This is a genomic window from Radicibacter daui, assembly GCA_030657355.1.
In the GTDB taxonomy this organism is placed as follows: domain Bacteria; phylum Pseudomonadota; class Alphaproteobacteria; order Radicibacterales; family Radicibacteraceae; genus Radicibacter; species Radicibacter daui.
The window spans coordinates 2,180,842-2,206,478 of the sequence record CP131056.1 but is presented as its reverse complement, the minus strand read 5'-3'; the positions used below and the strand labels follow the sequence as shown (position 1 = coordinate 2,206,478).

Genomic DNA, 25,637 nt, shown 5'->3' with positions numbered 1-25,637 from the left:
TTCCGCCTCAGGACATAAGTTTTTGTAAAAAGTCAAAAACCTGAAGACGACGCAGGTCGTTCCAGGTCGCAAAGACCATGAGCGTCAATACCAAAGCATATCCGACGCCGAAACTAAAATTTCGGACTCTCTGGCCAAGCGGCTTGCCGCGCAGCGCTTCAATACCAAAAAACACGAGGTGACCGCCATCGAGCATCGGCACCGGCAGCAGGTTGATCAGGCCGAGATTGATCGACAGGATGACCATGAGATTGATGACCGGCAGGACACCGGCCTGCGCGACCTGTCCAGAAAGCTGCGCTATACCGACAGGCCCCGCCAGTTCCTGCGTCGAACGCTTGCCTGCGATATATTGACCGAGGGCCACCAGAATGGCCTTGGACATGCCCCAGGTCTCCTGCGCCGCGCCACCAACCGCGTCGACCGGCCCATGGCGACGGTAATCGACAACCCCGCTGCGAATACCGAGCAGCCCATGGCTGAACTCGTTACCGAGCGTATCCTTCGACGTCACCACATCCGGGGTCGCGGTAATCTCCTGCTCCACGCCATCGCGGCGGATGCGGATATCCAGCGACGTGCCTGAATTGAGCTGCACATGCTGCTGGATATCCTCAAAGCGCTCGACCCCCGATCCGTCGATCGACAGGATGGTATCTCCGGGCTTGAGCCCGGCACGTTCGGCAGCGCTTCCTGCGGTCACGTCGCTGATGACCGGCACGCTGTAGGGCTGGCCAACAGTCATGAACAGCCCGGCCAGAACCACGATGGCGAAGAGGAAATTGGCCGCCGGGCCCGCAATCACCACCGCGGCCCGTTTGGCGACCGATTTGTGGGCAAAGGATACGGCCGGATCCGGCTCTTCCGACCCGTCCCCTTCACCATGCATGGCCACGTAACCGCCAAGCGGGATGGCGCTGAAGCGCCAGCGCGTACCAGCCCGGTCATTGAAACCGAACAGTTCCGGCCCGAAACCGATCGAAAATACGTCCACCTGCACACCAGCCGCACGGGCGATCAGGTAGTGCCCAAGCTCGTGCACGAAGACGAGCACCGTCAGCACGACCAGGAAAGGCAGCAGGCTTGATAACAGTCCGTGAATCATTCCATCTGCCCCGTCAGACCGCCCGGCGCGTCAGGCCGTCGGCGATCACGCCACTCGCCACCTGCCGGGCCTCCCGGTCAAGGGCAATCACATCGTCAATCGTCAGCACCTGCGGCAGTGCCGCCCGGCCGAGCGTCTCTTCCACCACCGCCGCAATCTCCAGGAAACCGATCCGCCGCTCCAGAAAGGCAGCGACCGCCATTTCGTTCGCTGCATTGAGGACCGTCGGCGCCCCGCCGCCAGCCTTCAGGCTCTGCCGGGCAAGCCGCAGGGCCGGAAACCGCACCTCGTCCGGGGCTTCAAAAGAAAGGCTGCTCATGGCGGCAAGATCAAGGCGTTCGGCACCGGAGGATATACGCTCCGGCCAGGCCAGCGCATGGGCAATCGGCGTGCGCATATCCGGCGAGCCAAGCTGCGCCAGAATGGAACCATCCTTGTACTCAACCAGGCTGTGCACAATCGATTGCGGGTGCACGAGAACATCCACCTGCGGCTCCGGCATGTCGAACAGATAGGCCGCCTCGATCACCTCAAGGCCCTTGTTCATCATCGTCGCACTGTCGATAGAGATCTTGGCCCCCATCGACCAGACCGGATGCTTCAGCGCCGTCTCTGGCGTCGCGGCCGCCATCTGCTCGCGCGTGGCGCTTCTGAACGGCCCGCCGGACGCGGTCAGGATCAGCCGGTGAATATCGTCACGACGTCCGGAATAGACCTGGAATATGGCGTTATGCTCGCTGTCCACAGGTAGCAGCACAGCCCCGGTTTCACCGAGACGCGCCATGACCAGCGGCCCGGCGCAAACCAGCACTTCCTTGTTGGCAAAAGCAACTTGTGCGCCGCGCTCGATGGCCGCCATGGTGGGCGCCAAGCCCGCCGCGCCGACGATAGCAGCCATCACCATATCGCTTGGCCGGCGCGCCGCCTCGATCACAGCAGCCTCTCCTGCCGCTGCTTCGATACCGCTGCCTCCCAGCGCTCTCTTGAGGTCGCCATAAGCCGCCTCGTCAGCAATGGCGGCGTAACGTGCACCGCAGCTGCGGGCAAGCTGAGCCAACCCTTCGGCATTCGAGCCCGCCGTCACCGCCTCGACGGCGAACTGCCCGGGATTGGCTGCAATCACCTCGACCGTGCTGGTCCCGACTGAACCGGTAGCGCCCAGAATGGAGATGACGCGCGGATCAGGCGTCCCCGTGCCGGGTCTCGACGCGCCATTACCGACTGCAGATTTCATCGCTGCGACACTCAAAACTCGAACCCGTTTGCTCGCGCGAGGAAGATAACGATAGCCATCACCGGCGCTGCGGAGAGCACGCCGTCTACCCGGTCAAGCACGCCGCCATGTCCCGGGATGATATGCCCGCTGTCCTTGACGCCGAAGCGTCGCTTTAGCGCGGATTCACCAAAATCGCCAACCTGCGCCACTACCGCCAGCAGGGCACCGGCGCCGAAGACTGGCACATGCAGCGGCCAGTCAATATCGAACAGCACATCCGCCAGCAGCGCCATGACCAGGCCGGAACAGGCCATGCCCCCGATCAGGCCAGCCCATGTCTTGTTGGGGCTGATGGAGGGCGCAATCCTGGGGCCGCCAATCAGCCGGCCGGAAAAATAGGCGCCGATGTCGGTCGCCCATACGGCCACCAGCAGGCAAACGACCAGTTCTGCACCGATTTCTGGGATGGAGCGCAGCCAGACAAGCCCAATCGCAGCAATGGTGACATAGGCAAGGCCGAAGGCCGTCAGGTTGCGCGCAAGAGGGGCAAAGAACAGTGCAACCCGGAAGATGACCGCTCCGGCCAGTACCGTTATCAGACCAGCGCCCGATCCCAGCGTTGCCGAAGTGGCTATGCTCAGGATCGTGAGAGCGAGTGCTGCCCATACAGGCCAGTCCCGGCGTGGTGCTCCGCAGATGCGCGTCCATTCGTAAACGCCGACGAGCGCAATGACCGCCATCATGAGGGTAAAAACCGTGCCGCCGAGCCAAAGCCCGACAAGAACGACAGGCGCCAGCACGCTGGCAGAAAGAAAACGGGGCAACAGATCTTTGGGAAGCGCCACTCTGCAAGCCTTGACTGGGGCCGCTGGAAAAGCCAGACGACAATAGGTGCCCTAACGGCGTTTATACCTACACAGCGCCGAAACGACGTTGCCTTGCCCGAAACTCCGAAAGGGCGGCATCGAAATGCTCGGCCGAAAAGTCCGGCCACAGCACGTCGGAAAAAACCAGCTCGGCATAGGCACATTGCCAGAGCAGGAAGTTGCTGATGCGCTTTTCGCCCGACGTCCGGATCAGCAAATCCGGATCCGGCAAACCTGCCGTCATCAGATTGCCCGCCACGGTCTCTTCGGTTACGTCCGCCGCCTTCAGCGTGCCGCTTTCCACCTGGGCGGCAACGCTGCGCACGGCATCGACCAGTTCCTGGCGGCTACCGTAATTGAAGGCGATGGTCAGCAGCAGGCGCTTTTCGTTGCGGGTCACATTTTCGGCGCGATCCATCACCCAGTTAACGTCACGCGACAAGGCGGAACGGTCGCCGATAAAGCGAACCCTCACCCCCTTGGCCTGCAGCCGGCCGATGAATCCCTGGCCAAAGACTTCGCGCACCAGCCCCATCAGCGAGGCGACCTCCAGCGGAGGACGGCGCCAGTTTTCGGTCGAGAAACCGTAAAGCGTCAGATAACCGACCCCGGCATCGAGAGCGGCGTTGACCGCCCTCTCGACGGCATCCACCCCGGCCCTGTGCCCGTCACTGCGCGACAGGCCGCGCGACAGCGCCCACCGGCCATTGCCATCCATGATGATGGCAATGTGGGCCGGCACGGTGCCGTTATCGACCTCGCTGGAAGCGGCAAACACAGGGGGCTGCACGGTAGACATCAGACCTGCATGATCTCTTTTTCTTTATGAGCCAGCGTCTCGTCGATCTTCTTGATATGAGTATCGGTAAGACCCTGAACCTCGTCGGACTTGCTGTGCTGCTCGTCCTCGGTGATGTCGCCATCCTTGGCCAGCTTTTTCAGCTTGTCCATGGCGTCGCGGCGCACATTGCGCACAGCGACACGGGCCTGCTCGGCATATTTGGCTGCAACCTTGGACAGTTCGCGGCGGCGCTCTTCATTAAGCTCGGGGATCGGCACACGGATGGTGGAGCCTTCGGTCTGCGGATTGAGGCCAAGCCCCGCCTCGCGGATCGCCTTTTCCACCGCCTTGACCTGGCCGCGGTCCCATACCGTCACCGTCAGCAGGCGCGGTTCGGGCACACCGACGGTACCGACCTGGTTGAGCGGCATGCGCGAGCCGTAGACGTCGACCGTTACCGGCTCCAGCAGGTTTGCCGAAGCGCGGCCGGTGCGCAGGCCGGAAAACTCGACCTTCAGCGACTCAACGGCGCCTTCCATACGGCGCTTTACGTCACCGGCATCAAATCCATTGTCAGCCATTCATTCCTCCAAATCCGGACCACCCCGTATCGGCGGAGCGCCCTTTCCTTGCGGCTGCAGCCTTACTGCGCCGCGTCCTCGTCGGTCACGATGGTGAAGACGCCCTTGCCGCAGACGACCTGCGAAAAGGCACCAGCGGTGAAAATAGAGAATACGATGATGGGAATGCGGTTTTCGCGCGCAAGCGAAATCGCCGCCGCATCCATCACCTTGAGATCCCGCGACAGCACATCGAGATAGGTAAGCTTGTCGAAACGCTTGGCGGTCGGCACCTTCTTGGGGTCGGCATCGTAGACACCGTCGACAGAGGTCGCCTTCAGGAGCGCATCGCAGCCCATTTCGGAAGCGCGCAGTGCGGCAGCGGTGTCGGTGGTGAAGAAAGGGTTGCCGGTGCCGGCAGCGAAAATCACCACGCGGCCCTTCTCCATGTGCCGTACGGCGCGGCGACGGATATAGGGTTCGGCAACGGTCGCCATCGGGATGGCGGAGAGCACGCGCGTCGGCACGCCCTTGTCCTCAAGCGCACCCTGCAGGGCCAGCGCATTCATCACGGTGGCCAGCATGCCCATATAATCGGCCGTGGCCCGCTCGATACCGGCGGAGGCGCCGCTCACGCCGCGGAAGATGTTACCCGCACCGACCACCAGGCAAACTTCGGCCCCAAGATCGACCACCGACTTGATCTCGTCGCAGACGCGGGAGACCATGTTCGGATCAAGACCGTAGGACCGGTCCCCCATCAACGCCTCGCCGGAAATCTTCAAGAGAACGCGCTTGAAACGTGGCGTATCGGCCATTTCATGCCCCCGCATGCGGTTGATGAGGATGTTTGAACAATCAACTGGGCGCCATAAAGGCAAAGGGGTCCCGCCATTATGGCGGAACCCCTCTTGCTTTAGCGATCAGCCCTTGAGCGTCGCGGCGACTTCGGCGGCGAAGTCCTCTTCCTTCTTCTCGATGCCTTCACCGAGCTGGAAGCGGACGAAGCCGGTCAGGGCAACCGGGGCGCCGATAGCCTTGGCAGCGGCCTCGACGACCTGCTTCACCTTACTCTCGCCGTCGATGACATAGACCTGCTCCAGCAGCACAACTTCTTCGTAGTACTTGCGCAGGCGGCCTTCGACCATCTTGGCAATGATCTCTTCCGGCTTGCCGCTGGCGCGGGCCTGCTCGGAGAGAACGTCACGCTCACGGTCGAGCGCAGAAGCATCGACATCGGCGATGTTGAGCGCTTCCGGACGAGCGGCAGCGATGTGCATAGCGATCTGACGGCCCAGCTCTTCCAGCTTGGCCTTGTCGCCGGTGGATTCCAGCGCGACCAGAACGGCAATCTTGCCGAGGCCGTCGGCAACGGCGTTGTGGACGTACTTGGCCACCACGCCTTCCTTGACGCTCAGCGTCGCGGCACGGCGCAGGTCCATGTTCTCGCCGATGGTGGCGATGAGTGAGGTCAGCTCGTCCTGCACGCTGTGGCCGGCGCCCGGATAGGCAGCAGCCTTCAGCGCTTCAATGTCGGTACCGGTACCGAGCGCCACGGAAGCGGCGGCGGCGGCGAAGCCCTGGAACTTGTCGTTGCGGGCAACGAAGTCGGTCTCGGAGTTGACTTCAACCGCGGCGGCAACCTTGTCGCCCTGCGCGACGGCCACCAGACCCTCGGCGGCAACACGGCCGGCCTTCTTGGCGGCAGCCGACAGACCCTTCTTGCGCAGCCAGTCCATGGCGGCTTCAATGTCGCCATCCACCTCGGAGAGGGCCTTCTTGCAATCCATCATGCCGGCGCCGGACTTCTCGCGAAGGTCCTTAACCAGAGCTGCGGTGATCTGCGCCATCTCTTTTCCTCTTTTCCTGATCTCGCCCGGCAGTCCGGGCTCGGGATAACTAGCGGAACCTTGTGTAAGAAAAAGGCTCCCGGGGGCATGCCTTGGCCGCTCCCGGAAGCCTCTTCAAATCAAACGGCTTCTCAGGCCTCGGCCGCCTGCTCTTCCTCGCCGGCAGAGGCGTCTTCGACGCCTTCTTCCGGAGCATTCTCGAGCTCACCGATGTCAACGCCGGCAGCGGTCATCTCGGCCTGCAGACCGTCAAGCACCGCGCCCACGAAGAGGTCGCAGTAGAGCTCGATGGCGCGCATGGCGTCGTCGTTGCCGGGGATCGGATAGGTGATGCCATCCGGGTTGCTGTTGCTGTCGACGATGGCGACAACCGGAATGCCAAGCTTGTTGGCTTCCTGAACGGCAATCGATTCCTTGTTGGTATCGATGATCACGAGAATGGCCGGCAGACCAGCCATCTCCTTGATGCCGCCGAGGGTCAGATCAAGCTTTTCACGCTCACGGGTGAGATCCAGCGTTTCCTTCTTGGTCAGGCCCTGGGCGCCTTCGCCCAGACGCTGCTCAAGCTCACGCAGGCGCTTGATCGAGTTGGTGACGGTGCGCCAGTTGGTCATCATGCCGCCGAGCCAGCGGTGGTTGACGTAGTACTGGCCGCAGCGGGCAGCCGCCTCGGCGATCTTTTCCTGGGCCTGGCGCTTGGTGCCGACGAAGAGCACGCGGCCGCCACCCGCGACGACGTCACGCACGGCCTGCAGGCCGCGATGGAGCATCGGAACGGTGTTTTCCAGGTTGATGATGTGCACGCCGTTGCGCACACCGAAGATGAACGGCTTCATCTTCGGGTTCCAGCGACGGGTGTGGTGACCGAAGTGCACACCAGCTTCGAGCAGCTGGCGCATGGTGTAGGTCGGCATTGCCATTTTATAGATCCTTGGTTTTTCCGGTTAAGCCTCCGTGAGCGTTGCCCGGCCCGCCGAAGCGGAAACGGACACCGGAGCGAACCGAGTCTCCTGTCATTCAGACAAGGAAACGCAGCCGCGAGCTCACGTGTGGAGTTACACGACGGGCGCTTGATACAGCCCGCCGCGCGCCGATGCAAGCCCGAAGCGTGGCCAGATGTCGGGATGCGCGGCTCACGCCTCGATCAGCGCCTTTACCCCCGGCGTGCCTTTAAGGGCCGCCCGCACAGGGGCGCTCACCATCCACTGGCCGGGCAAGAGAATTTCCGCGGCCTTGCCATCCTCAAGGTCTACTTCGAGATAAACCTTGTTTCGTCCTTTGCCCTCGCGCTCCAGCAGGCTCTTCAGCACATCCACCGGGGCCTGCGCGCCCAGCAGGATGCGCACCTCGCCCGGAGCGTTGGAGATCACCTCGTCGAGCGGGCGCACCTTCTGGGCGGTCAGGCGAATATCCTCGCCCATCACCTGTACATCGACAGTGATAATCAGCGGCGTTCCAGGCTCCAGCAGCGGACGGCACTGAATCAGTGTTTCGGAGAAGAGCGTAAGTTCGAAAACGCCGCTCGGGTCCGAGGCCTGCACGAAAGCAAAGCGCTTGCCGCTCTTGGAGCGCCGCTCCTGCCGGCCGACAACGATGCCGGCGATATCGCGCCGCGTGCCGGCAGCGCCGGAGCGCACAGCGGCTGCCAGATCGGCATAGCGCACCGCACCAAGGCGCTTCAGCGCCGCTTCCGAGGCATCGAGCGGATGAGCTGACAAATAGAAGCCAATGGCATCGAATTCATATTTAAGCCGCTCCAGCGGCGGCCAGTCCGGCACCTGCGGCAGGTTGGGCCGGAAGCGCGAGGCCGGATCGTCCCCGCCAAAGAGGCTCACCTGAGCACTGTTCTTTTCCGCGTGGTGGCTCTGGGCGTGGCGGATTAGCATCTCGAGTGCGGAGACGAGCCGCGCCCGGTTGGCGTCGATGGTATCGAAGGAACCGGCCCAGATCAGCCGCTCCAGCCCGCGCTTGTTGAGATGCTGCAGCTCAATGCGCTCGACGAAATCGAACGGATCAGCAAACCGGCCCTTCTCTTCCCGCTCCTTGACCACGGCATGCATCGCGGCCTCGCCCACACCCTTGATGGCCGCCAGCGCGTAACGCACGCCTGCTGCCTTGCCGCCTTCTGCGCGCTCAACGGTAAAGAACGGGCCCGAGACATTTACATCGGGCATCAGGAGCGGAATCTTGAGGCGCACCAGTTCCTGGCGAAAGAAACCTAGCTTGTCGGTGTTGTTGAGATCGTAGGTCATGGTCGCGGCCATGAACTCGATGGGGAAATTGGCCTTGAGATAGGCGGTCTGGTAAGCGACCAGCGCATAGGCAGCGGCGTGGGACTTATTGAAGCCGTAGCCGGCGAACTTGTTCACCTGGTCGAAGATGAGGCCGGCCTGATCGGCCTCGACGTTGTTCTTTTCCTTCGAACCTTCGACGAAGATGGCACGCTGCTTGTCCATCTCCTCCTTGATCTTCTTGCCCATGGCGCGGCGCAGAAGGTCGGCGCCGCCGAGCGTATAGCCCGCCAGCACCTGCGCCACCTGCATGACCTGCTCCTGGTAGATCATGATGCCGAAGGTCTCTTTGAGGATCGGCTCCAGCATCGGATGCAGGTAGTCCGCCTCCTCCTTGCCTTCCTTCACCGAGATGTAGCGCGGAATGTTGTCCATCGGGCCCGGGCGGTAGAGCGCCACAAGTGCGATGATGTCCTCGAACCGGTTGGGCTTCAGCTTGCGCAGCACATCGCGCATGCCCGAACTTTCAAGCTGGAACACGCCGGTGGATTCACCCCGCGCCAGCATCTCGTATGTCTTGACGTCATCAAGCGGCAGGGCTGCCAGATCAAGCTCGGTGCCACTATCCTTGATAAGACGCACCGCCTCTGTCAGCACCGACAGCGTCTTGAGGCCGAGGAAGTCGAACTTCACGAGGCCGGCCGATTCAACGAACTTCATGTTGAACTGGGTGACCGGCATGTCGGAGCGCGGATCGCGGTAGAGCGGCACAAGCTGGTGCAGCGGCCGGTCGCCAATCACCACGCCTGCGGCATGGGTTGAGGCGTGGCGGTAAAGTCCTTCAAGTTCCAGCGCAATTTCGACGAGGCGTTTGACGGTTTCATCCCCTTCCACCTGCGCCTGCAGCATGGGTTCGCCGTCGAGCGCTTCCTGCAGGGTCACAGGGTTTGCGGGGTTGTTCGGCACCATCTTGCAGATGCGGTCGACCTGGCCGAAGGGCATCTGCAGCACGCGGCCGACGTCTCGCAGCACCGCGCGCGCCTGCATCTTACCGAAGGTGATGATCTGGGCGACTTTGTCGTGCCCGTAGCGGTCCTGCACGTAGCCGATCACCTCTTCGCGCCGGTCCTGACAGAAGTCGACGTCGAAGTCAGGCATAGAGACGCGTTCTGGGTTCAGGAAGCGCTCGAACAGCAGGCCGAAGCGCAGCGGGTCGAGATCGGTGATCATCAGCGCCCAGGCAACCACCGAGCCGGCGCCCGAACCGCGACCGGGACCTACAGGAATATCATGGGCTTTTGCCCATTTGATGAAGTCCGACACGATCAGGAAGTAACCCGGGAACCCCATCTGGCGGATGATCCCGGCCTCATAATCCAGCCGTTCCCAATAAGGTTTGGCAGCCTCTTCCCGCTCGGTCTCATTCATGTCTTTCGTGAAGACATGAACCTCAAGCCGCTGCCTCAGGCCCTCGCGCGCCTGCTCGAAAAGCTCGTCGCCCTCATCGCGACCGTCGCCGGAATCAAAGGGCGGCAGGATCGGGTCGATCTTCTTCGGGTAGTAGGCACAGCGCTGTGCGATGACCAGCGTATTGGCTGTTGCCTCCGGCAAATCATCAAAGAGTTCAACCATTTCCGCCGCGGTCTTGAGGCGGTGGTCAACCGTCACCCGGCGGCGGTCCGCCTCATTCAGATAGGCGCCTTCGGCAATACACAGCAGCGTATCGTGCGCTTCATACTGGGCGTGGCTGCTGAAAAAGCAGTCGTTGGTGGCAACGAGCGGCAGGCCGCGCTCATACGCCATCTCAAGAAAAGCTTCTTCGGTCTGGGCTTCAGAAGCAAGGCCATGGCGTTGAAGTTCAATATAAAACCGTCCGGGAAAGAGTTTCCCGAACGTCTCCAGCATGCTGGCCGCAACATCCGGCTTGTTCGCAAGAACCGCATGACCCAGAGGGCCGCCGGCGCCGCCGCTGAGGCAGATGATCCCGTCGGTCAGCCCGTCCATCTGTTCAAGTGAAAGCTGAACCGGCGAGGTCCCGTCGCTCTGCATGAAGGCGCGGGAAACCAGCTCCATCAGGTTCAGATAACCCTTCTCGTTCTGTACCAGCAAAACGACAGGCTGCGCCCTGCCCTTGGCCCAGGGCCGCAACGTCGGGTCCTCGACAACGGGGGTGATGCCAAGCTGGCAGCCGATGATTGGCTGCATGCCGGCGCCGGTCGCCGCTTCCGCGAACTCCAGCGTGCCGAACATGTTGTTGGTGTCGGTAATGGCAATCGCCGGCCAGTCCTGACCGGAAGCGAGCTTGATGAGCGGCTTGATCTTCAAGGCGCCTTCCGCCAGCGAATAGGCCGAATGCACCCGCAGATGAATGAAGCCGGTCATCTCCAGCCTGCCCCTTTATGCTTGACCCGCAATGCCTCCCGGTCCCCGACGGCCAACAGGCTGCCGGCAGGAGAACTATCGCCGAGAGTAATGGTGTGAGAGCCCGCCCTGCAACGCCTTAACCCTGCCAGACAGCGAGCTTTCCTTCATGCATGGTCACAGCGCGATCCATGCGGCGGGCAAGATCGAGATTATGCGTGGCGATAAGGGCAGCAAGGCCCGTCTCCCGCACCACCTGAAGCAGCACTTCTACCACCCCTTCGGCGGTGTGCTCATCCAGGTTGCCGGTCGGCTCGTCCGCCAGCAGCAGGCGCGGTTTGTTGGCAAGCGCACGGGCAATCGCAACGCGCTGCTGCTCGCCGCCGGAAAGTTCGGACGGGCGATGCTTTACCCGGTGCCCCAGCCCCACCTGCTCCAGAAGTCCCGCAGCATGGGCGCGTGAAGCTGCCGGCGACACCCCGCCAATCATCTGCGGCAGGGCGACATTCTCCACGGCCGAGAATTCGGGCAGCAGATGGTGGAACTGGTAGACGAAGCCCAGTTCGCTGTTGCGCAGCTTCGTGCGCGCCCCCTCGGAGAGCTTGCGCGTCTCGGTGCCGCCGATACGCACCGATCCCTCATCCGGCCGGTCCAGCAGGCCGCAGATATGCAAGAGGGTGGATTTGCCGGAACCGGACGGACCGACCAGTGCCACCATCTCTCCCGGCATGACCTTGAGATCGAGCCCGGTCAGCACATCCAGCTGGCTGCCGCCCTGCTTGTAGAAGCGGCGCACACCCGAGAGCTCCAGCACCGGCCGGGCACCGGCGGAGACAACATCACTCATAACGAAGCGCCTCGACTGGATCGAGCCGGGCTGCCCGCCAGGCCGGATAGATCGTCGCCAGGAAAGACAGCACCAGCGCCATGGTACCGACCACCATCACCTCGCCTGGTTCCACCTTGGCCGGCAACTGGCTGAGGAAATAAACCTCGGCCGGAAAAAGCTGGGTGCCGGTCAGCGTCTGGATCGCCTGGCGGATTGCCTCGATATTCTCGCAGAAGACGAGGCCGAGCAGCAGTCCGGCGACCGTGCCGATAACACCGATGCTGGCACCGGCGAGGCAGAAGATGCGCATGATGGAGCCGCGCGAGGCACCCATGGTGCGCAGGATGGCAATATCCCGCGTCTTGTCCTTCACCAGCATGATCATGCTGGAGATGATGTTGAAGTCCGCCACCAGAATGATGAGCGTCAGGATGAGAAACATGACGTTGCGCTCGACCTGGATTGCCCCGAAGAAGCTGGCGTTGGATTGCTGCCAGTCAAGAATGCGCACCGGCCGGCCAGCCGCCTGCTTGAGGTCGGCAAGGGCGATGCTGGCATTATCCGGCTTGTCGAGGCGGATTTCGAGTGCGGTTACCTTCTCGCCCATGGAGAAGAAGCGCTGCGCAGCGTCCAACCCCATGAAGACGTAACCGTTATCATACTCATACATGCCAACCTTGAAGATGACCGCCACCTTGTAGGCCTTGGCGCGCGGCACCGTACCGAAGGCGGTCTTTGCCCCGCCCGGCGCCAGCAGCGTAATGTCATCGCCTACGCGCACGCCCATGCGCCAGGCCAGTTGCTGGCCAATTGCAACGCCATCGCCGCCGAACTTGTAGAGATCGCCGGATTCAATATTGGCGGCGATCAGCGGCAAAGCGGCAAAGTCATCCCCGCTCATGCCGCGCACGATAGCGCCGTTGGCACGGCCATTGGCCTGTACCAGCGCCTGCTGCTCCACCATCGGGGCCACTGAAGTCACATGCGCCACCGGCCGCAGCTTGCCAGCCAGTGCTTCGTAATCATCCAGATCGCCTCCGGCGGCATAGACATGCATATGTCCGTTAATGCCGAGGATACGGCCCACCAGTTCCTCGCGAAAACCGTTCATCACCGACATGACGATGATGAGCGTGGCCACCCCCAGAAGGATGCCGAGGAAGGAAAACCCGGCGATCACCGAGATAAATCCTTCCTTCCGGCGCGGGCGCAGGTAACGGAAAGCGACCTGCCGCTCGAAGGCATTCAGCATTGGATCAGGCACCCAGCTGGGCGAGAGCGGATTCCAGAGAGACTTCCTGGCGCTCGCCCGTCTTGCGGTTCTTGAGCTCGACCACGCCGGCCTTGAGGCCCTTCGGCCCGATCAGCAGCTGCCAGGGCAGACCAATGAGGTCCATGTCGGCAAACTTGGCGCCGGCACGCTCGTCGCGGTCATCATAGAGCACGTCCACGCCCGCGCGGGTCAGCGTCTCATAGGCCTTCTGGCAGGCGGCATCGACTTCGGCATCGCCGGCACGCAGGCTGATGAGGCCGACCTTGAACGGGGCAACGCTCTCCGGCCAGATGATGCCGTTGTCGTCGTGGCTCGCCTCGATGATCGCGGCGACCAGACGGGAGACACCGACGCCGTAGCTGCCCATATGCACCGTCACCGGCTCACCGCCGGGGCCAATGACCTGGGCGCCCATCGCCTCGGAGTATTTGGTGCCGAAATAGAAGATGTGGCCAACCTCGATGCCGCGGCGCGCCATCAGCTTTTCAGCCGGCACCGGGCAATTGGCGGCCTCGTGCATCTCGTCGGCGGCAGCATAGAAGGCCGTCACCTCGTCCACATAGGCATCGACATCATCCGTCGGGCCGATATTGCGCTTGAGGATGCCACCTTCCAGCAGATCGCGGTCGGCAAAGAGCTCGCTCTCGCCCGTTTCGGCCAGGATCTGGAATTCGTGGCTGAGATTGCCGCCGATGGGGCCGGTATCCGCGCGCACCGGAACGGCGGTGAGGCCAAGCCGGGCGAAGGTGTTGAGATAGGCCACCATCATGCGGTTATAGGCCTTGCGGGCGCTCTCATAATCGAGATCGAAGGAGTAACCATCCTTCATCAGGAATTCGCGCCCGCGCATCAGGCCGAAGCGCGGACGGATCTCGTCACGGAACTTCCACTGGATGTGGTAGAGCATCTTCGGCAGGTCTTTGTAGCTCTTGACCGTGTTGCGGAAGATGTCGGTGATCATCTCTTCATTAGTCGGGCCGAAGAGCATTTCACGCTCATGCCGGTCGATGATGCGCAGCATCTCGGGGCCGTAGGCGTCATAACGCCCGCTTTCGCGCCACAGGTCGGCCGACTGGATAGTCGGCATCAGCATCTCGATAGCGCCGAAACGCTCCTGCTCGCTGCGCACGATGTCGGCGATCTTGTTCAGCACCCGGAAACCCAGCGGCAGCCAGGCATAGATACCAGCGCTCTGCTGGCGGATCATGCCCGCGCGCAGCATGAGACGATGGGAGACGACCTGCGCTTCGGCGGGGTTTTCTTTCATCGTCGGCAGGAAATATGCGCTGAGCCGCATCGGGCAAAACTCCGGTGAAAAAATGTCTGGCTGATATGGCGCCCGAAAAAGGCGCAAAGGCGGCGGCACTTTAGGCAATGCCGGCAGCGCTGTCCATGGAGCCGCAACGCCCCTTGAAACAATCGGGTTGCCCCCGCTCGCGTCAGCGAATGAGGCCAGCCTTGCGACAGGCCTGCTCAAGGGCAGCGGTATCGCGCCCGCCCAGACGCTGCCCGTTCAGATAGACGGCATTGCCCTTGAAGGTAAGTTTCCCCAGCGGCAACTTGCCCTCCATCCCTGCGGGCGCGGTAATCCCGCTATTTTCCAGCACATCGAGTGTCAGCGGGACATCGATGCTGTCCGGAAGTTTGACCTGCGGCACGCCATTGAGGTCCGCCGGGGCAACATGCCGCCCCTTTGCGTCCACGCCCGGCTGATACTCGACGCCGGGCGGCTCTTTATACTCGATCAGCGACTGGCAAGCGGTCGAGTCTACCCGAACTTCGATACGAGGAGGCGCCGAAGCACCATTTTGTGCGCCTGTGCCACCCTGCGTCGTTTGAGCTTGCGCCGGACTTTGCTGCATAGCCGCAAACAGCAGGCTTGCCGCCAAAAGCGCCATTTTTATGCATTCTGGAAAGCCAATCCGCGCCATCTGGCCGGTTCCTGTTTTTGCGGCGCAACAGAAAATGGCGCCTGACAGGATAAATTTTGTGAGAAAATTGCGCAAATTCAAGTGACGTCGTCGGCCCCTTCCCCTAGTCTCCGTTCTCGCGACGAAGAAAAAGAAAAAACCGCGCCACTTGCGCGACGCGGTCCAAGTTTAGGGAGGAATCGCCACCAAGCGAAGGAGAGGATCAACCTCTCACCGTGGTCAGGGTGAATGCGATTAAATGATGAGGCAAGCGCCGAGACGGCTGCTTGCCTTATTTTTTTGATGTTTTTGCTCATTTGCCGAGCAATTCGTCATGTGATGATTTTTTGAACAATAGTTTGCTAACGAACCGCTCAGCGCGCTTGCCGTCGCCGCGGATTTTTCCCGAACGATAACGGCTTTTTACGAGAATCGGCGGCCTTACCCGAAACGGCTGGAAGCAGACGCCAGTGGCGTCCTGTCCCTATTTGTCCGGCATCTGTTCCTTCAGATACCAGTTCTCCGGCGTGTGGAACCATGTCTCCAGCGACATGAGGTTATGGCTGGCGAGCACATAGATGACGGCAGTTACCACGGCCGTCAGCACCGAGTTCCAGAACAGTTTTTTCGGGATCATCGGGTTGACCGGAGCACCGGCGTCATTGCCGACCTCCGGCGCATCGTCCCGTCGCACGCCCCAGGGCAAGACGACCATCAGCATCAGCCACCAGACGACGAAATAAACTGCAACCACAGAAACGATGCCCATCGGGCGCCTCCCCTCCCCATGCCTCTTTCGTCATGGCCGGCCGGCGCCCCGCAAAAGGCCCTCCCCGGTCCGGGTACCGGACCGGGGAGGGCCTTCTGAACTCAGACGCGGACGATGTGCAGCCTGACGACGGGCTTCTTGTCCATGAGCCGGCGCGTCCAACGGCGAACCGCCACCCGCACGGCTTCTTCCACATCCTCATCGTCCTCGCGCATACGCGCCGGCAGGGAGCGCACGCTCTCTTCCACAAGGCCGATCAGTTCGTTCATCTCGTCCTCGTCCTCCTCCTCGTCGAGAAGGCCGGGGGCGGCAATCTGCGGTTCGGCGACCAGCTTGCCGCGGAAATCCAGCGCCAGCGTCACCAGCACCACGCCCTGATGCATGATGCGGCGGCGCGTGCGCAGCTGGTTTCCGTCCATCGGCACAAGGCGCGTACCGTCAACGGCAATGCGTCCATACTGCACATGGTCAACGATCTCCGCCCCGTCGGGGCGGATATGGATCAGCGCGCCATCCTGCGGCACCACTGAATGCGGCACCTGCCATTCCGCTGTCAGACGGGCATGGGCGCGCAGATGGCGTTCCTCGCCATGCACAGGGATGGAAATCTTCGGCCGCAGCCACTGGTAAAGCTGCTCGACATCGCCGCGATTGGGATGGCCGGAGACATGGACGAAGGCATCGTCCGCCGTCACCACCTCAACCCCGCGCTGGGCCAGCGCGTTCTGCACCGCGCCGATATCCTTCTCGTTGCCGGGGATCTCGCGGGAGGAGAAGATCACGGTATCGCCGGCATCCAGCGACACTTCGGGATGATCCTGATAGGCGATGCGCGACAGCGCCGAGCGCGGCTCGCCCTGAGAACCGGTGCAGATCATCACCAGCTTGTCGCGCGGAATGAGGCCGACATCGCTAGGGGAGGCAAAATCGGGCAGATCGGTAAGGTAACCGGTCTCGCGCGCCGCCATGTTGATGCGCCAGAGCGAGCGACCCACCAGCGCCACGGTGCGGTCATTGGCCTCCGCCGCCACGGCGATGCTGTGCAGGCGGGCAACGTTGGTGGCAAAGCAGGCAATGGCGATACGTTCGCCATAGGTGCCGAAAAGCTTGGTCAGGCTGTCGCGCACCGAGGCTTCCGAGCCGGAATGGCCGGGCTCGAAGATGTTGGTGCTGTCGCTCACCAGGGCCAGCACACCCTCCTCGCCCACCTGGCGCAGCCGCTCGATATCGGGCGGCAGACCGACCACCGGGTCCTTGTCGAGCTTCCAGTCGCCCGAGTGAACGATGGTGCCAACCGGCGTGCGCAGTACCAGCGCGCTCGGCTCCGGGATCGAGTGCGTCAGATTGACGAACTCGATATCGAACGGGCCGACATCGCAGCGGCCAGACAGCGGGATGACGTTGATCTCGATGCCGTTGACGCCATTTTCTTTCAGTTTGTGGCGCAGCACCGAGGCGGTGAAAGGCGTGGCGTAAATCGGGGCGCCAAGCGCCTCCCAGCAATATTGTACCGCGCCCAGATGGTCTTCATGCGCGTGCGTCAGCACCAGTCCCGCAAGGCTTCCCTTGCGCTCGACAATGAAGCTGGGGTCGGGAAACAGCACGTCGATACCGGGGGTGCGCTCATCGGCAAAGCCGATGCCGCAGTCAACCATGATCCATTGGCCATCATAGCCATAAAGGGCCATGTTCATGCCAATCTCGCCCGTACCGCCGAGCGGTATGAAACTCACCGCATCCCGGCCGGGGCGAAAAGGATCGTCTGACTTGTTCATCTAGTCTTGTTCCGTTCGTAAATCATCTGCAGGCCCCTGAGTGTCAGGTCGCCGTCCATTTCTTCAATAACGGGCGTGCCATTGGCGAACATCGGCGCCAGCCCGCCCGTTGCGATCACTTTCATCGGCACACCCGTTTCGGCCTTGATGCGCGCCACCAGGCCTTCGATGAGGCCGATATAGCCCCAGTAAAGGCCCGAGCGCATGGCATCCACCGTGTTGGTGCCGATAACACTTTGCGTCGGCTGCACATCCACGCGCGGCAATTTGGCCGCGGCCTGGTAAAGCGCTTCTGCCGAAAGATTGATGCCCGGCGCAATCACACCGCCGCAATAGGCCCCCGCTTCATCGACCACATCGAAGGTCGTCGCGGTGCCAAAGTCGATAACGATGAAGGCGCCTTTGTGCATATCGCGGCCGGCAATGGCATTCACCAGCCGGTCGGCGCCCACTTCTTCGGGCCTGTCGAGCAATACGTCAATGCCAAGCTTCACATCGGCGGCGCCGACGACCATCGGCCTGACGGCGAAATGCTTGGTGCAAAGCCGGTCGAGATGAGGCGTTGCCGCCGGCACGACGCTGGAGATGATCGCCCCGTCCACATCGCCGGCACCGAGCCCGACGAGCTGCATCAGCTGCAAAAGCCAGACGGCATATTCGTCCGCCGTCCGCCGTGCTTCGGTGGCGCAGCGCCAGAGCGTGCGCCGCTCAGCCCCGTCATAGAGCGCAAAGACGATGTTGGTGTTGCCCGCATCAATTGCCAGCAGCATGCGCCGTTCCTTTGTCCTGCTGGCTCATGCCTGTGGCTTGCGGGAAGAACACGTCCCCGGCACTTACGCTGCGCATGCCGGCCGGTGTTTCCACCAGCAGCGCGCCTTCGCTGTCGAGACCGGAAAACACTCCGGAGAACTGTTCATTCTCGAGCCGGATTTCAACCCTCTCCCCCCGGCCGACGGCACGTTCCAGCCATTGCTCGCGCACGGCGGCAAAGCCGTTTTCAAGCCAGCCGCCATATCCGCGGGCAAAAGCATCGAGAAACAGATCGCGCACCCTGTCGGCATCGGCGGTGCTGCCATGGGCGACAAGGCTGGTTGCCGGACGTTCTACCGCCTCGGGGTGGTCGGCGACATTGATGCCGATGCCGACAGCAACCCATTCGGCGCTGCCATCGGTCGCCACATCGCTTTCCAGCAGAATACCGGTCAGCTTGCGCCCGTCTATCAGAACGTCATTGGGCCATTTAAGGCCGGGGCGCGGTGCCTGCGGCGGCAACACGGCATCGGCGGCTTCAGCGGCGGCAAGCGCCGTCAGGAAGCTCAGCGTCGCCACCTGCCGCAACGGCACTGGCGGGCGCAGCAGCAATGTCAGGTAGAGATTACCGCCCTGGGAGACCCAGAACCGGCCCCGACGGGCGCGGCCGGCGGTCTGGCGGCGTGCCTGGATGGCAAGACCGGAAGGTTCCCCCGCCTCGGCCCGCCGTCTGGCTTCCAGATTGGTGCTGTCGAGCTCATCATGAATGGCCAGGCGGAAATCCGCCCGGCCATTCTCAGGAGCAGTCATGCTCATCCGAGGAAGAGCGTCGCCGCCGCGGCCTGTGCGGCATGGGTCATCGGCTGGAGAGCCAGCGGGATGACAATGGCGATGATGACGGCGGAAGCCGCCATGACGAAACGGATGACCCCGGACTGGCCACGGTCAAAGGCTTCGGCCGGCTCGTCGAAATACATGATCTTGACGACGCGCAGATAGTAGTAGGCCGCCACCACACTGGCGAGCACGCCAATGATGGAGAGCGCATAGAGGCCGGCATGCACGGCCGCCATGAAGACATAGAGCTTGCCGAAGAAACCGGCGAGCGGCGGCACGCCTGCCATCGAGAACATGAAGGCGGCAAGGCAGAGCGCCATCAGCGGATTGGTGCGGGAAAGACCCGACAGATCCTTGATGTCCTCGACCATGCGGCCACCGGCCTTCATCGCCAGCACGCAGGCGAAGGTACCGAGGTTCATGAACAGGTAGATGGCGAGATAGGCCAGCACGCCGCGCACGCCCTCTTCCGTGCCCGAGGCAAGACCCACAAGCGCGAAACCGACATGGCCGATGGAAGAATAGGCAAGCAGACGCTTGATGTTCTTCTGCACCACGGCGGCGAAGGAGCCGAGGATCATGGAAGCGAGCGAGATGAAAACCACCACCTGCTGCCACTGGTCGACCAGCGGACCGAACGGACCGACAAGGACACGCACCATGAGGCAGAGCGCAGCGATCTTCGGCGCAACGGCGAAGAAAGCGGTGACCGAGGTCGGCGCACCTTCATAGACGTCCGGCGTCCACATGTGGAACGGAACAGCCGAGACCTTGAAGGCCAGCGACGCCATCACGAACACCAGACCGGCGATCAGGCCGATGGACGGGCCATTGCCAACCGTGGTGGCGATCTGCGTGAAGCTGGTGGTGCCGGTGAAACCGTAAACCAGCGACGCGCCATAGAGATAAAGGCCGGAACCGAGAGCACCGAGCACGAAGTACTTGAGGCCCGCTTCGCTGGACTTCACCGCATCGCGGCGGAAAGCCGCCACGACATAGAGGCTGAGGCTCATCAGCTCGAGGCCGAGATAGAGCGACATCAGATCGTTGGCGGAGACCAGCATCAGCATGCCGAGCGTCGCCAGCAGCACCAGAACGGCATATTCCGGCCGGTCCATGCGCTCGAGCTTCAGATAGTCCTGCGAGATCACCAGGGTGATGCCGGAAGCGATCAGGATGAGGCACTTGGCGAAGCTGGCAAAGCGGTCGGCAATGAACATGCCGCCGAAGGTCAGCGCCTTGTCACCGGTATTTGCCCACACCAGCACCAGCACGACAGCAAGAGCCGCCGTACCGAGCCAGGAAACCAGGCGCGTCGAACCATCCCCCTTGAAGGCGCCCACCAGCAGCAGGGCCAGCGAGGCGACGGCAAGAACGATCTCGGGGATCGCCGGGGCGAAGTCGGGAAGTGCGGTCATGGTCTTAGATATCCATCCCGAAGTTCTGGCTCAACGCAGTGCCGTAGCGACGGTACCCGCCGCATCCAGCGCTGCCTGGTGCGTAGTGATGATGTTGGCGATCGACGCTTCGTAGAGATGGCTGACGCTGGAGGGGCTGATACCCATCCACAGGACGACGACCACCAGCGGAGCGAAGATCGCAATCTCGCGCAAGCTGAGGTCCGGCATCGCCTTGACATCATCCTTCTCGAGCTTGCCGAAGATCACGCCGCGATAGAGCACCAGCATGTAGGTGGCGCCCAGCACCACGCCGCTGGCGATGAAGAGACCCAGCCACATGTTGTGGCCGACCGAGCCCATGATCACCAGGAACTCACCGACGAAACCGCTGGTGCCCGGCAGACCGACGGAGGCCAGCATCATGAGCATGAAGACGGTGGCGTATTTCGGCATGGAGCGAGCAAGACCGCCATAGCGGGAAATCTCGCGGGTATGCAGACGGTCATAGACCACGCCGACGCACAGGAAGAGCGCGCCCGACACCACACCGTGGCTCAGCATCTGGAACATCGCGCCGTCCATGCCCTGGGTATTGAGCGTGAACAGGCCCGTCGTCACATAGCCCATGTGGGCGACCGACGAGTAGGCGATGAGCTTCTTCATATCCTTCTGCACCAGCGCGATCAGCGAGGTGATCACGATGGCGGCCACCGAGAGCACGAAGACCAGCGGTGCGAAGTCATGCGTTGCCTGCGGCAGCATGGGAATGGAGAAGCGCAGGAAGCCGTAGCCGCCCATCTTCAGGAGAACACCGGCCAGGATGACGGAACCGGCGGTCGGCGCCTCGACGTGCGCCGCCGGAAGCCAGGTGTGCACCGGCCACATCGGCACCTTCACGGCGAAGGAGGCGAAGATGGCAAGCCACAGCCAGGTCTGCATCTCGGGCGAAAAAGCCGTCTTGATCAGCGTCGGGATGTCGGTGGTGCCGGCCTGCCAGTACATGGCGATGATGGCCAGCAGCATCAGCACCGAGCCGACGAAGGTGTAGAGGAAGAACTTGAAGGCTGCGTAAACGCGGCGCGGCCCGCCCCACACACCGATGATGATGAACATCGGAATGAGGACAGCTTCGAAGAACACATAGAAGAGGATGAAATCCAGCGCGCAGAACATCCCGACCATGAAGGTCTCGAGGATGAGGAACGCGACCATGTATTCGCGCACGCGGTTCTGGATGGCTTCCCAGCTGGCCAGAATGCACAGCGGCATCAAGAAGGTGGAGAGCAGGATGAAGACGAGCGAGATGCCGTCGACGCCCATCTTGTAGCCGATGCCGTAATCCGGCAACCAGGCCACATTCTCCACGAGCTGGAAGCCCGGGTTTGACGGGTCGAACTCGGCAAGGATGCCGAGCGACACCAGGAAGGTGAACGCCGTCGTCCACAGCGCAACCCAGCGGGCATTGCGGGCTACCTGCTTTTCATCGCCAGGGATGAGAAGCGTGAGCACCGCACCGATGAGCGGCAGGAACGTCGTTAGCGACAGAAGCGGTAAATCGGACATGTCAGTTACTCTGCCTCACGCGCTCACAGACCAATCCAGAACCAGGTGACGAAGGCCGCAAGGCCGATCACCATCGCGAAAGCATAATGATAGAGGTAGCCGGTCTGCAGCTTGCCGGCGAGGCCGGCGAGCTTGCCCGTCACCGCCGCCACACCATCGGGCCCGAAGGCATCGATGGTCTGCTCGTCACCGCGCTTCCAGAAGAAAGAGCCGAGACGGAAGGCGTTCTTGACGAAGACCGCATCGTAGATTTCGTCGAAATAGTACTTGCGGAAGAACAGCTGGTGCAGCGGGCGGACAGCCGCCACGAACTTGCCGGGCAGGTCCGGCTTGATCATGTAGAACAGGTAGCCGAAGAAAATACCGGAGAAGGCAGCCACCAGCGGCAGCATCTTGACCCACAGCTCGACATGGTGAGCGGCAGCGATGCTGTCATGGGTGGAGAGCACCTTGATGGCCTCGCCCCAGAAATGTTCCCTCTCCTCACCCGCAAACCACTCCTCGCCGATAAAACCGGCGAAGGCAGCGCCGATGGCGAGCACACCAAGCGGCAGCGTCATCACCAGCGGGGATTCATGGACATGCTCCATCGTGTGATGATCCGCCCGCGGCTTGCCGTGGAAGGTCATGATAATGAGGCGCCAGGAGTAGAAGGCGGTGATGAAGGCGGCGATCACACCCATCCAGTAGGCGAACTCGCCCACGCCGGAATGAGCGCCCCAGGCGGCCTCGAGGATGAGGTCCTTGGAGTAGAAGCCGGCAAAGCCGAAGAGACCCGGGATGCCGACACCGGCAAGCGCCAGCGAGCCGATCCACATCATCACGTAAGTGACGGGGATGAAGCGCCAGATACCGCCCATCTTGCGCATGTCCTGCTCGTCCGACATCGCATGGATGACGGAACCGGCACCAAGGAACAGCAGCGCCTTGAAGAAGGCATGCGTCATCAGGTGGAACACGGCCGCGCTGTAGGCGGAAACGCCGGCAGCGAAGAACATGTAACCAAGCTGGCTCATCGTCGAATAGGCGATGACGCGCTTGATGTCGAACTGGGTCATACCGATGGTCGCGGCCACCAAGGCGGTCAGCGAGCCGATCACGGTCACGAAGGCCAGTGCATCCGGAGCGTACTCAAACAGCGGCGACAGGCGCGCGGTCATGAACACGCCGGCGGTGACCATCGTTGCCGCGTGGATGAGCGCGGAAACCGGGGTCGGGCCTTCCATGGCGTCCGGCAGCCAGGTGTGCAGCAGCAGCTGGGCCGACTTGCCCATCGCGCCCACGAAGAGCAACAGACAGGCACAGGTCAGCGCGTTCACCTGGAAACCGAGGAAGTTGTAGGTCAGTTCGGTCATCTCCGGCGCCTTCTCGAAGAGGACGTCGAAATTGACGGTACCGAACAGGAAGAAGACGAGGCCAATGCCCAGCACAAAACCGAAGTCGCCCACGCGGTTGACGAGGAACGCCTTGATGGCCGCGCCACTGGCCGACTGCTTCTCGTACCAGAAGCCGATCAGCAGGTAGGAAGCAACACCTACGCCTTCCCAGCCGAAGAACATCTGCACGAGGTTATCGGCCGTCACCAGCATGAGCATCATGAAGGTGAAGAGGCTGAGATAGGCCATGAAACGCTGCTTGGAGCGATCATGGCTCATGTAGCCGACGGAGTAGATGTGGACCATGGAGGAGACGACGGTCACCACGATCAGCATCACCGAAGTCAGCGTGTCGATCTTGATAGCCCAGTCGAGCTTCAGATCGCCGCTGTCGATCCAGGTCATGAGCGGGATGACGCGGGCATGGCCGCCAAGCGCCACATCGAAGAAAAGGGCGATCGAGAGGAGCGCCGACACGCACACGCCCAGACACGTCACCGCCTGCGCACCCCGGTCGCCGATGAAGCGACCGAAGAAACCGGCGATGAAAGAGCCCAGGATAGGCAGGAAGATTGCCGCGATTTCCATGTCTCGGCTCAGCCCTTCATCGAATTGATATCTTCAACCGCGATAGAGCCGCGGTTGCGGAAATAGACCACCATGATGGCAAGGCCAATGGCGGATTCCGCCGCGGCCACCGTCAGGATGAACAGGGTGAACACCTGGCCGGAAAGGTCGCCGAGCCAGACGGAGAAGGCCACCATGTTCACATTGACCGCCAGCAGCATCAGCTCGATCGACATCAGGATGACGATCACATTGCGGCGGTTGAGGAATATACCAAAGATCCCGAGGGTAAAGAGGATCGCGGCCAGCGTCAGGTAATGCGCAAGTCCGATGACCATGGCTTAGATACCTCCCCGCGAGGCAACCTTGCGCACTTCAGCCACGTCGGCGGGCTGAACGGCGTTCTGGTTGGCAATCTTCTGACGGCGCACACCCGGACGCTGACGCAGCGTCAGCGCAATGGCACCGATCATCGCAACCAGCAGCACAAGGCCGGCCGCCTGGAACAGATAGGCGTAGTGCGTGTAGATCAGCTCGCCGATGGCGACGGCGTTCTGCGTGGTGGAAGCCGGCGGCGTCGGCACGGCGAGGTTGGCGGTCGCCTCGGAGGCGCCCTTCCAGCTCACCAGAGCGACGACCAGCTCGATCAGCAGCACGATACCGACCAGCGCACCGATCGGTGCGTAGCGGAGCAGGCCCGTGCGCAGTTCGGCGAAGTCGATGTCGAGCATCATCACGACGAAGAGGAACAGCACCGCAACCGCGCCGACATAGACGATCACCAGGATCATCGCGACGAACTCGGCGCCGATCAGCAGGAACAGGCCCGCCGCGCTAAAGAACGCCAGCACCAGGAAGAGCACGGAATGCACCGGGTTACGGGCGGTAATCACCATGGCGCCGGAGAGCACGGTGACAGCCGCGAACAGATAAAATGCCAGGGCTTGAATGATCATCTCAACCGCCCCACTTCTGTTCTTGTTGCATCGGTCGGAACACGGGCAATCGCCTTGTCAGTCGGAGTTTTTTCATTTCACGCGCCGCAGCGGCAGGACGCCGCCCCGGCCCGTGAGTTTCTGTTCTTTTAGGCCGGCACCCCGTTGCGGGGCACCCGCCGGAAATCACCGGTAAGGCGCGTCCGCCGCGATATTGGCGGCAATCTGCGCTTCCCAGCGGTCCCCGTTCGCGAGCAGCTTTTCCTTGTTGTAGAACAGCTCCTCACGCGTCTCGGTCGCGAACTCGAAGTTCGGTCCCTCGACAATCGCATCTACCGGGCAGGCTTCCTGACAGAAGCCGCAATAGATGCACTTGGTCATGTCGATGTCGTAGCGCGTGGTACGGCGGCTGCCATCCTCGCGCGGCTCGGCCTCGATGGTGATGGCCTGGGCCGGACAGATCGCTTCGCACAGCTTGCAGGCGATGCAGCGCTCTTCGCCGTTGGGATAACGGCGCAGCGCATGTTCGCCACGGAAGCGGACGCTGATCGGTCCCTTTTCATACGGATAGTTGAGCGTGACCTTGGGCTTGAGCATGTAGCGGAAGGTCAGGCCAAGCCCCTGGAGCAACTCCACCAGGAAGAAGCTGCGGGCTGTCTTGTCGAGAAAGGCCATGGCTTTTC

At 62.1% G+C, this 25,637-nt stretch carries 23 protein-coding genes; all 23 read right to left on the bottom strand.

Annotated elements, in window-relative coordinates; translation table 11 throughout:
* Nucleotides 1–7: 7 nt before the first annotated feature.
* Entirely contained in the window at nucleotides 8–1,105 is a 1,098-nt protein-coding gene (rseP, locus tag QTL98_RS10355) for an RIP metalloprotease RseP (protein ID WP_445678411.1), read from the bottom strand.
* Nucleotides 1,106–1,118: 13 nt separating this feature from the next.
* Complete coding sequence (locus QTL98_RS10350; protein WP_445678410.1) at nucleotides 1,119–2,339, bottom strand: 1-deoxy-D-xylulose-5-phosphate reductoisomerase; 1,221 nt, start codon at nucleotides 2,337–2,339, stop codon at nucleotides 1,119–1,121.
* An 11-nt stretch (nucleotides 2,340–2,350) separates the two neighbouring features.
* On the bottom strand, nucleotides 2,351–3,166 hold the full coding sequence (locus tag QTL98_RS10345) for a phosphatidate cytidylyltransferase (protein WP_445678409.1): 816 nt from the start codon (nucleotides 3,164–3,166) through the stop codon (nucleotides 2,351–2,353).
* 67 nt (nucleotides 3,167–3,233) lie between these two features.
* Complete coding sequence (uppS, locus tag QTL98_RS10340; protein WP_445678408.1) at nucleotides 3,234–3,986, bottom strand: undecaprenyl pyrophosphate synthase; 753 nt, start codon at nucleotides 3,984–3,986, stop codon at nucleotides 3,234–3,236.
* Nucleotides 3,986–4,549: a ribosome recycling factor gene (frr, locus tag QTL98_RS10335; protein WP_445678407.1), complete on the bottom strand. Its 564-nt coding sequence runs from the start codon at nucleotides 4,547–4,549 to the stop codon at nucleotides 3,986–3,988. Before frr ends, uppS begins: the two co-directional genes overlap by 1 nt.
* Nucleotides 4,550–4,611: 62 nt before the next feature.
* Complete coding sequence (gene pyrH / locus QTL98_RS10330) at nucleotides 4,612–5,346, bottom strand: UMP kinase (protein ID WP_445678406.1); 735 nt, start codon at nucleotides 5,344–5,346, stop codon at nucleotides 4,612–4,614.
* A gap of 105 nt (nucleotides 5,347–5,451) precedes the next feature.
* Nucleotides 5,452–6,378, bottom strand: coding sequence for a translation elongation factor Ts (gene tsf / locus QTL98_RS10325; RefSeq protein ID WP_445678405.1), 927 nt, complete (start codon nucleotides 6,376–6,378; stop codon nucleotides 5,452–5,454).
* Nucleotides 6,379–6,509: 131 nt separating this feature from the next.
* Nucleotides 6,510–7,298, bottom strand: coding sequence for a 30S ribosomal protein S2 (rpsB, locus tag QTL98_RS10320; protein WP_445678404.1), 789 nt, complete (start codon nucleotides 7,296–7,298; stop codon nucleotides 6,510–6,512).
* Between the two features lie 213 nt (nucleotides 7,299–7,511).
* Nucleotides 7,512–10,991, bottom strand: coding sequence for a DNA polymerase III subunit alpha (gene dnaE / locus QTL98_RS10315; protein WP_445678403.1), 3,480 nt, complete (start codon nucleotides 10,989–10,991; stop codon nucleotides 7,512–7,514).
* 118 nt (nucleotides 10,992–11,109) lie between these two features.
* Nucleotides 11,110–11,817, bottom strand: coding sequence for an ABC transporter ATP-binding protein (locus QTL98_RS10310; RefSeq protein ID WP_445678402.1), 708 nt, complete (start codon nucleotides 11,815–11,817; stop codon nucleotides 11,110–11,112).
* Complete coding sequence (locus QTL98_RS10305; RefSeq protein WP_445678401.1) at nucleotides 11,810–13,051, bottom strand: lipoprotein-releasing ABC transporter permease subunit; 1,242 nt, start codon at nucleotides 13,049–13,051, stop codon at nucleotides 11,810–11,812. Before QTL98_RS10305 ends, QTL98_RS10310 begins: the two co-directional genes overlap by 8 nt.
* A gap of 4 nt (nucleotides 13,052–13,055) precedes the next feature.
* The gene (proS, locus tag QTL98_RS10300; RefSeq protein WP_445678400.1) at nucleotides 13,056–14,369 is read right to left on the bottom strand and encodes a proline--tRNA ligase; all 1,314 of its coding nucleotides are present in this window, start codon (nucleotides 14,367–14,369) and stop codon (nucleotides 13,056–13,058) included.
* 142 nt (nucleotides 14,370–14,511) lie between these two features.
* Nucleotides 14,512–15,084, bottom strand: a complete 573-nt coding sequence (locus QTL98_RS10295; RefSeq protein WP_445678399.1) for a hypothetical protein — start codon at nucleotides 15,082–15,084, stop codon at nucleotides 14,512–14,514.
* Nucleotides 15,085–15,466: 382 nt separating this feature from the next.
* Complete coding sequence (locus QTL98_RS10290; RefSeq protein ID WP_445678398.1) at nucleotides 15,467–15,751, bottom strand: DUF1467 family protein; 285 nt, start codon at nucleotides 15,749–15,751, stop codon at nucleotides 15,467–15,469.
* Nucleotides 15,752–15,852: 101 nt separating this feature from the next.
* The gene (locus QTL98_RS10285; protein WP_445678397.1) at nucleotides 15,853–17,526 is read right to left on the bottom strand and encodes a ribonuclease J; all 1,674 of its coding nucleotides are present in this window, start codon (nucleotides 17,524–17,526) and stop codon (nucleotides 15,853–15,855) included.
* The gene (locus tag QTL98_RS10280; protein WP_445678396.1) at nucleotides 17,523–18,296 is read right to left on the bottom strand and encodes a type III pantothenate kinase; all 774 of its coding nucleotides are present in this window, start codon (nucleotides 18,294–18,296) and stop codon (nucleotides 17,523–17,525) included. The genes QTL98_RS10285 and QTL98_RS10280 overlap by 4 nt, the downstream gene beginning before the upstream one ends.
* The gene (locus QTL98_RS10275; protein WP_445678395.1) at nucleotides 18,280–19,086 is read right to left on the bottom strand and encodes a biotin--[acetyl-CoA-carboxylase] ligase; all 807 of its coding nucleotides are present in this window, start codon (nucleotides 19,084–19,086) and stop codon (nucleotides 18,280–18,282) included. Before QTL98_RS10275 ends, QTL98_RS10280 begins: the two co-directional genes overlap by 17 nt.
* A 2-nt stretch (nucleotides 19,087–19,088) precedes the next feature.
* Entirely contained in the window at nucleotides 19,089–20,531 is a 1,443-nt protein-coding gene (gene nuoN / locus QTL98_RS10270) for an NADH-quinone oxidoreductase subunit NuoN (RefSeq protein WP_445678394.1), read from the bottom strand.
* A 30-nt stretch (nucleotides 20,532–20,561) separates the two neighbouring features.
* Nucleotides 20,562–22,076 carry an NADH-quinone oxidoreductase subunit M gene (locus tag QTL98_RS10265; RefSeq protein ID WP_445678393.1) on the bottom strand — a complete coding sequence of 505 codons (1,515 nt, stop codon included), beginning with the start codon at nucleotides 22,074–22,076 and terminating at the stop codon, nucleotides 20,562–20,564.
* A 23-nt stretch (nucleotides 22,077–22,099) separates the two neighbouring features.
* Nucleotides 22,100–24,040 carry an NADH-quinone oxidoreductase subunit L gene (gene nuoL, locus QTL98_RS10260; protein ID WP_445678392.1) on the bottom strand — a complete coding sequence of 647 codons (1,941 nt, stop codon included), beginning with the start codon at nucleotides 24,038–24,040 and terminating at the stop codon, nucleotides 22,100–22,102.
* A gap of 8 nt (nucleotides 24,041–24,048) precedes the next feature.
* Entirely contained in the window at nucleotides 24,049–24,357 is a 309-nt protein-coding gene (gene nuoK, locus QTL98_RS10255; protein ID WP_445678391.1) for an NADH-quinone oxidoreductase subunit NuoK, read from the bottom strand.
* Nucleotides 24,358–24,360: 3 nt separating this feature from the next.
* Nucleotides 24,361–24,975: an NADH-quinone oxidoreductase subunit J gene (locus QTL98_RS10250; protein ID WP_445678390.1), complete on the bottom strand. Its 615-nt coding sequence runs from the start codon at nucleotides 24,973–24,975 to the stop codon at nucleotides 24,361–24,363.
* Between the two features lie 165 nt (nucleotides 24,976–25,140).
* Nucleotides 25,141–25,629: an NADH-quinone oxidoreductase subunit NuoI gene (gene nuoI / locus QTL98_RS10245; protein WP_445678389.1), complete on the bottom strand. Its 489-nt coding sequence runs from the start codon at nucleotides 25,627–25,629 to the stop codon at nucleotides 25,141–25,143.
* Nucleotides 25,630–25,637: the final 8 nt, after the last annotated feature.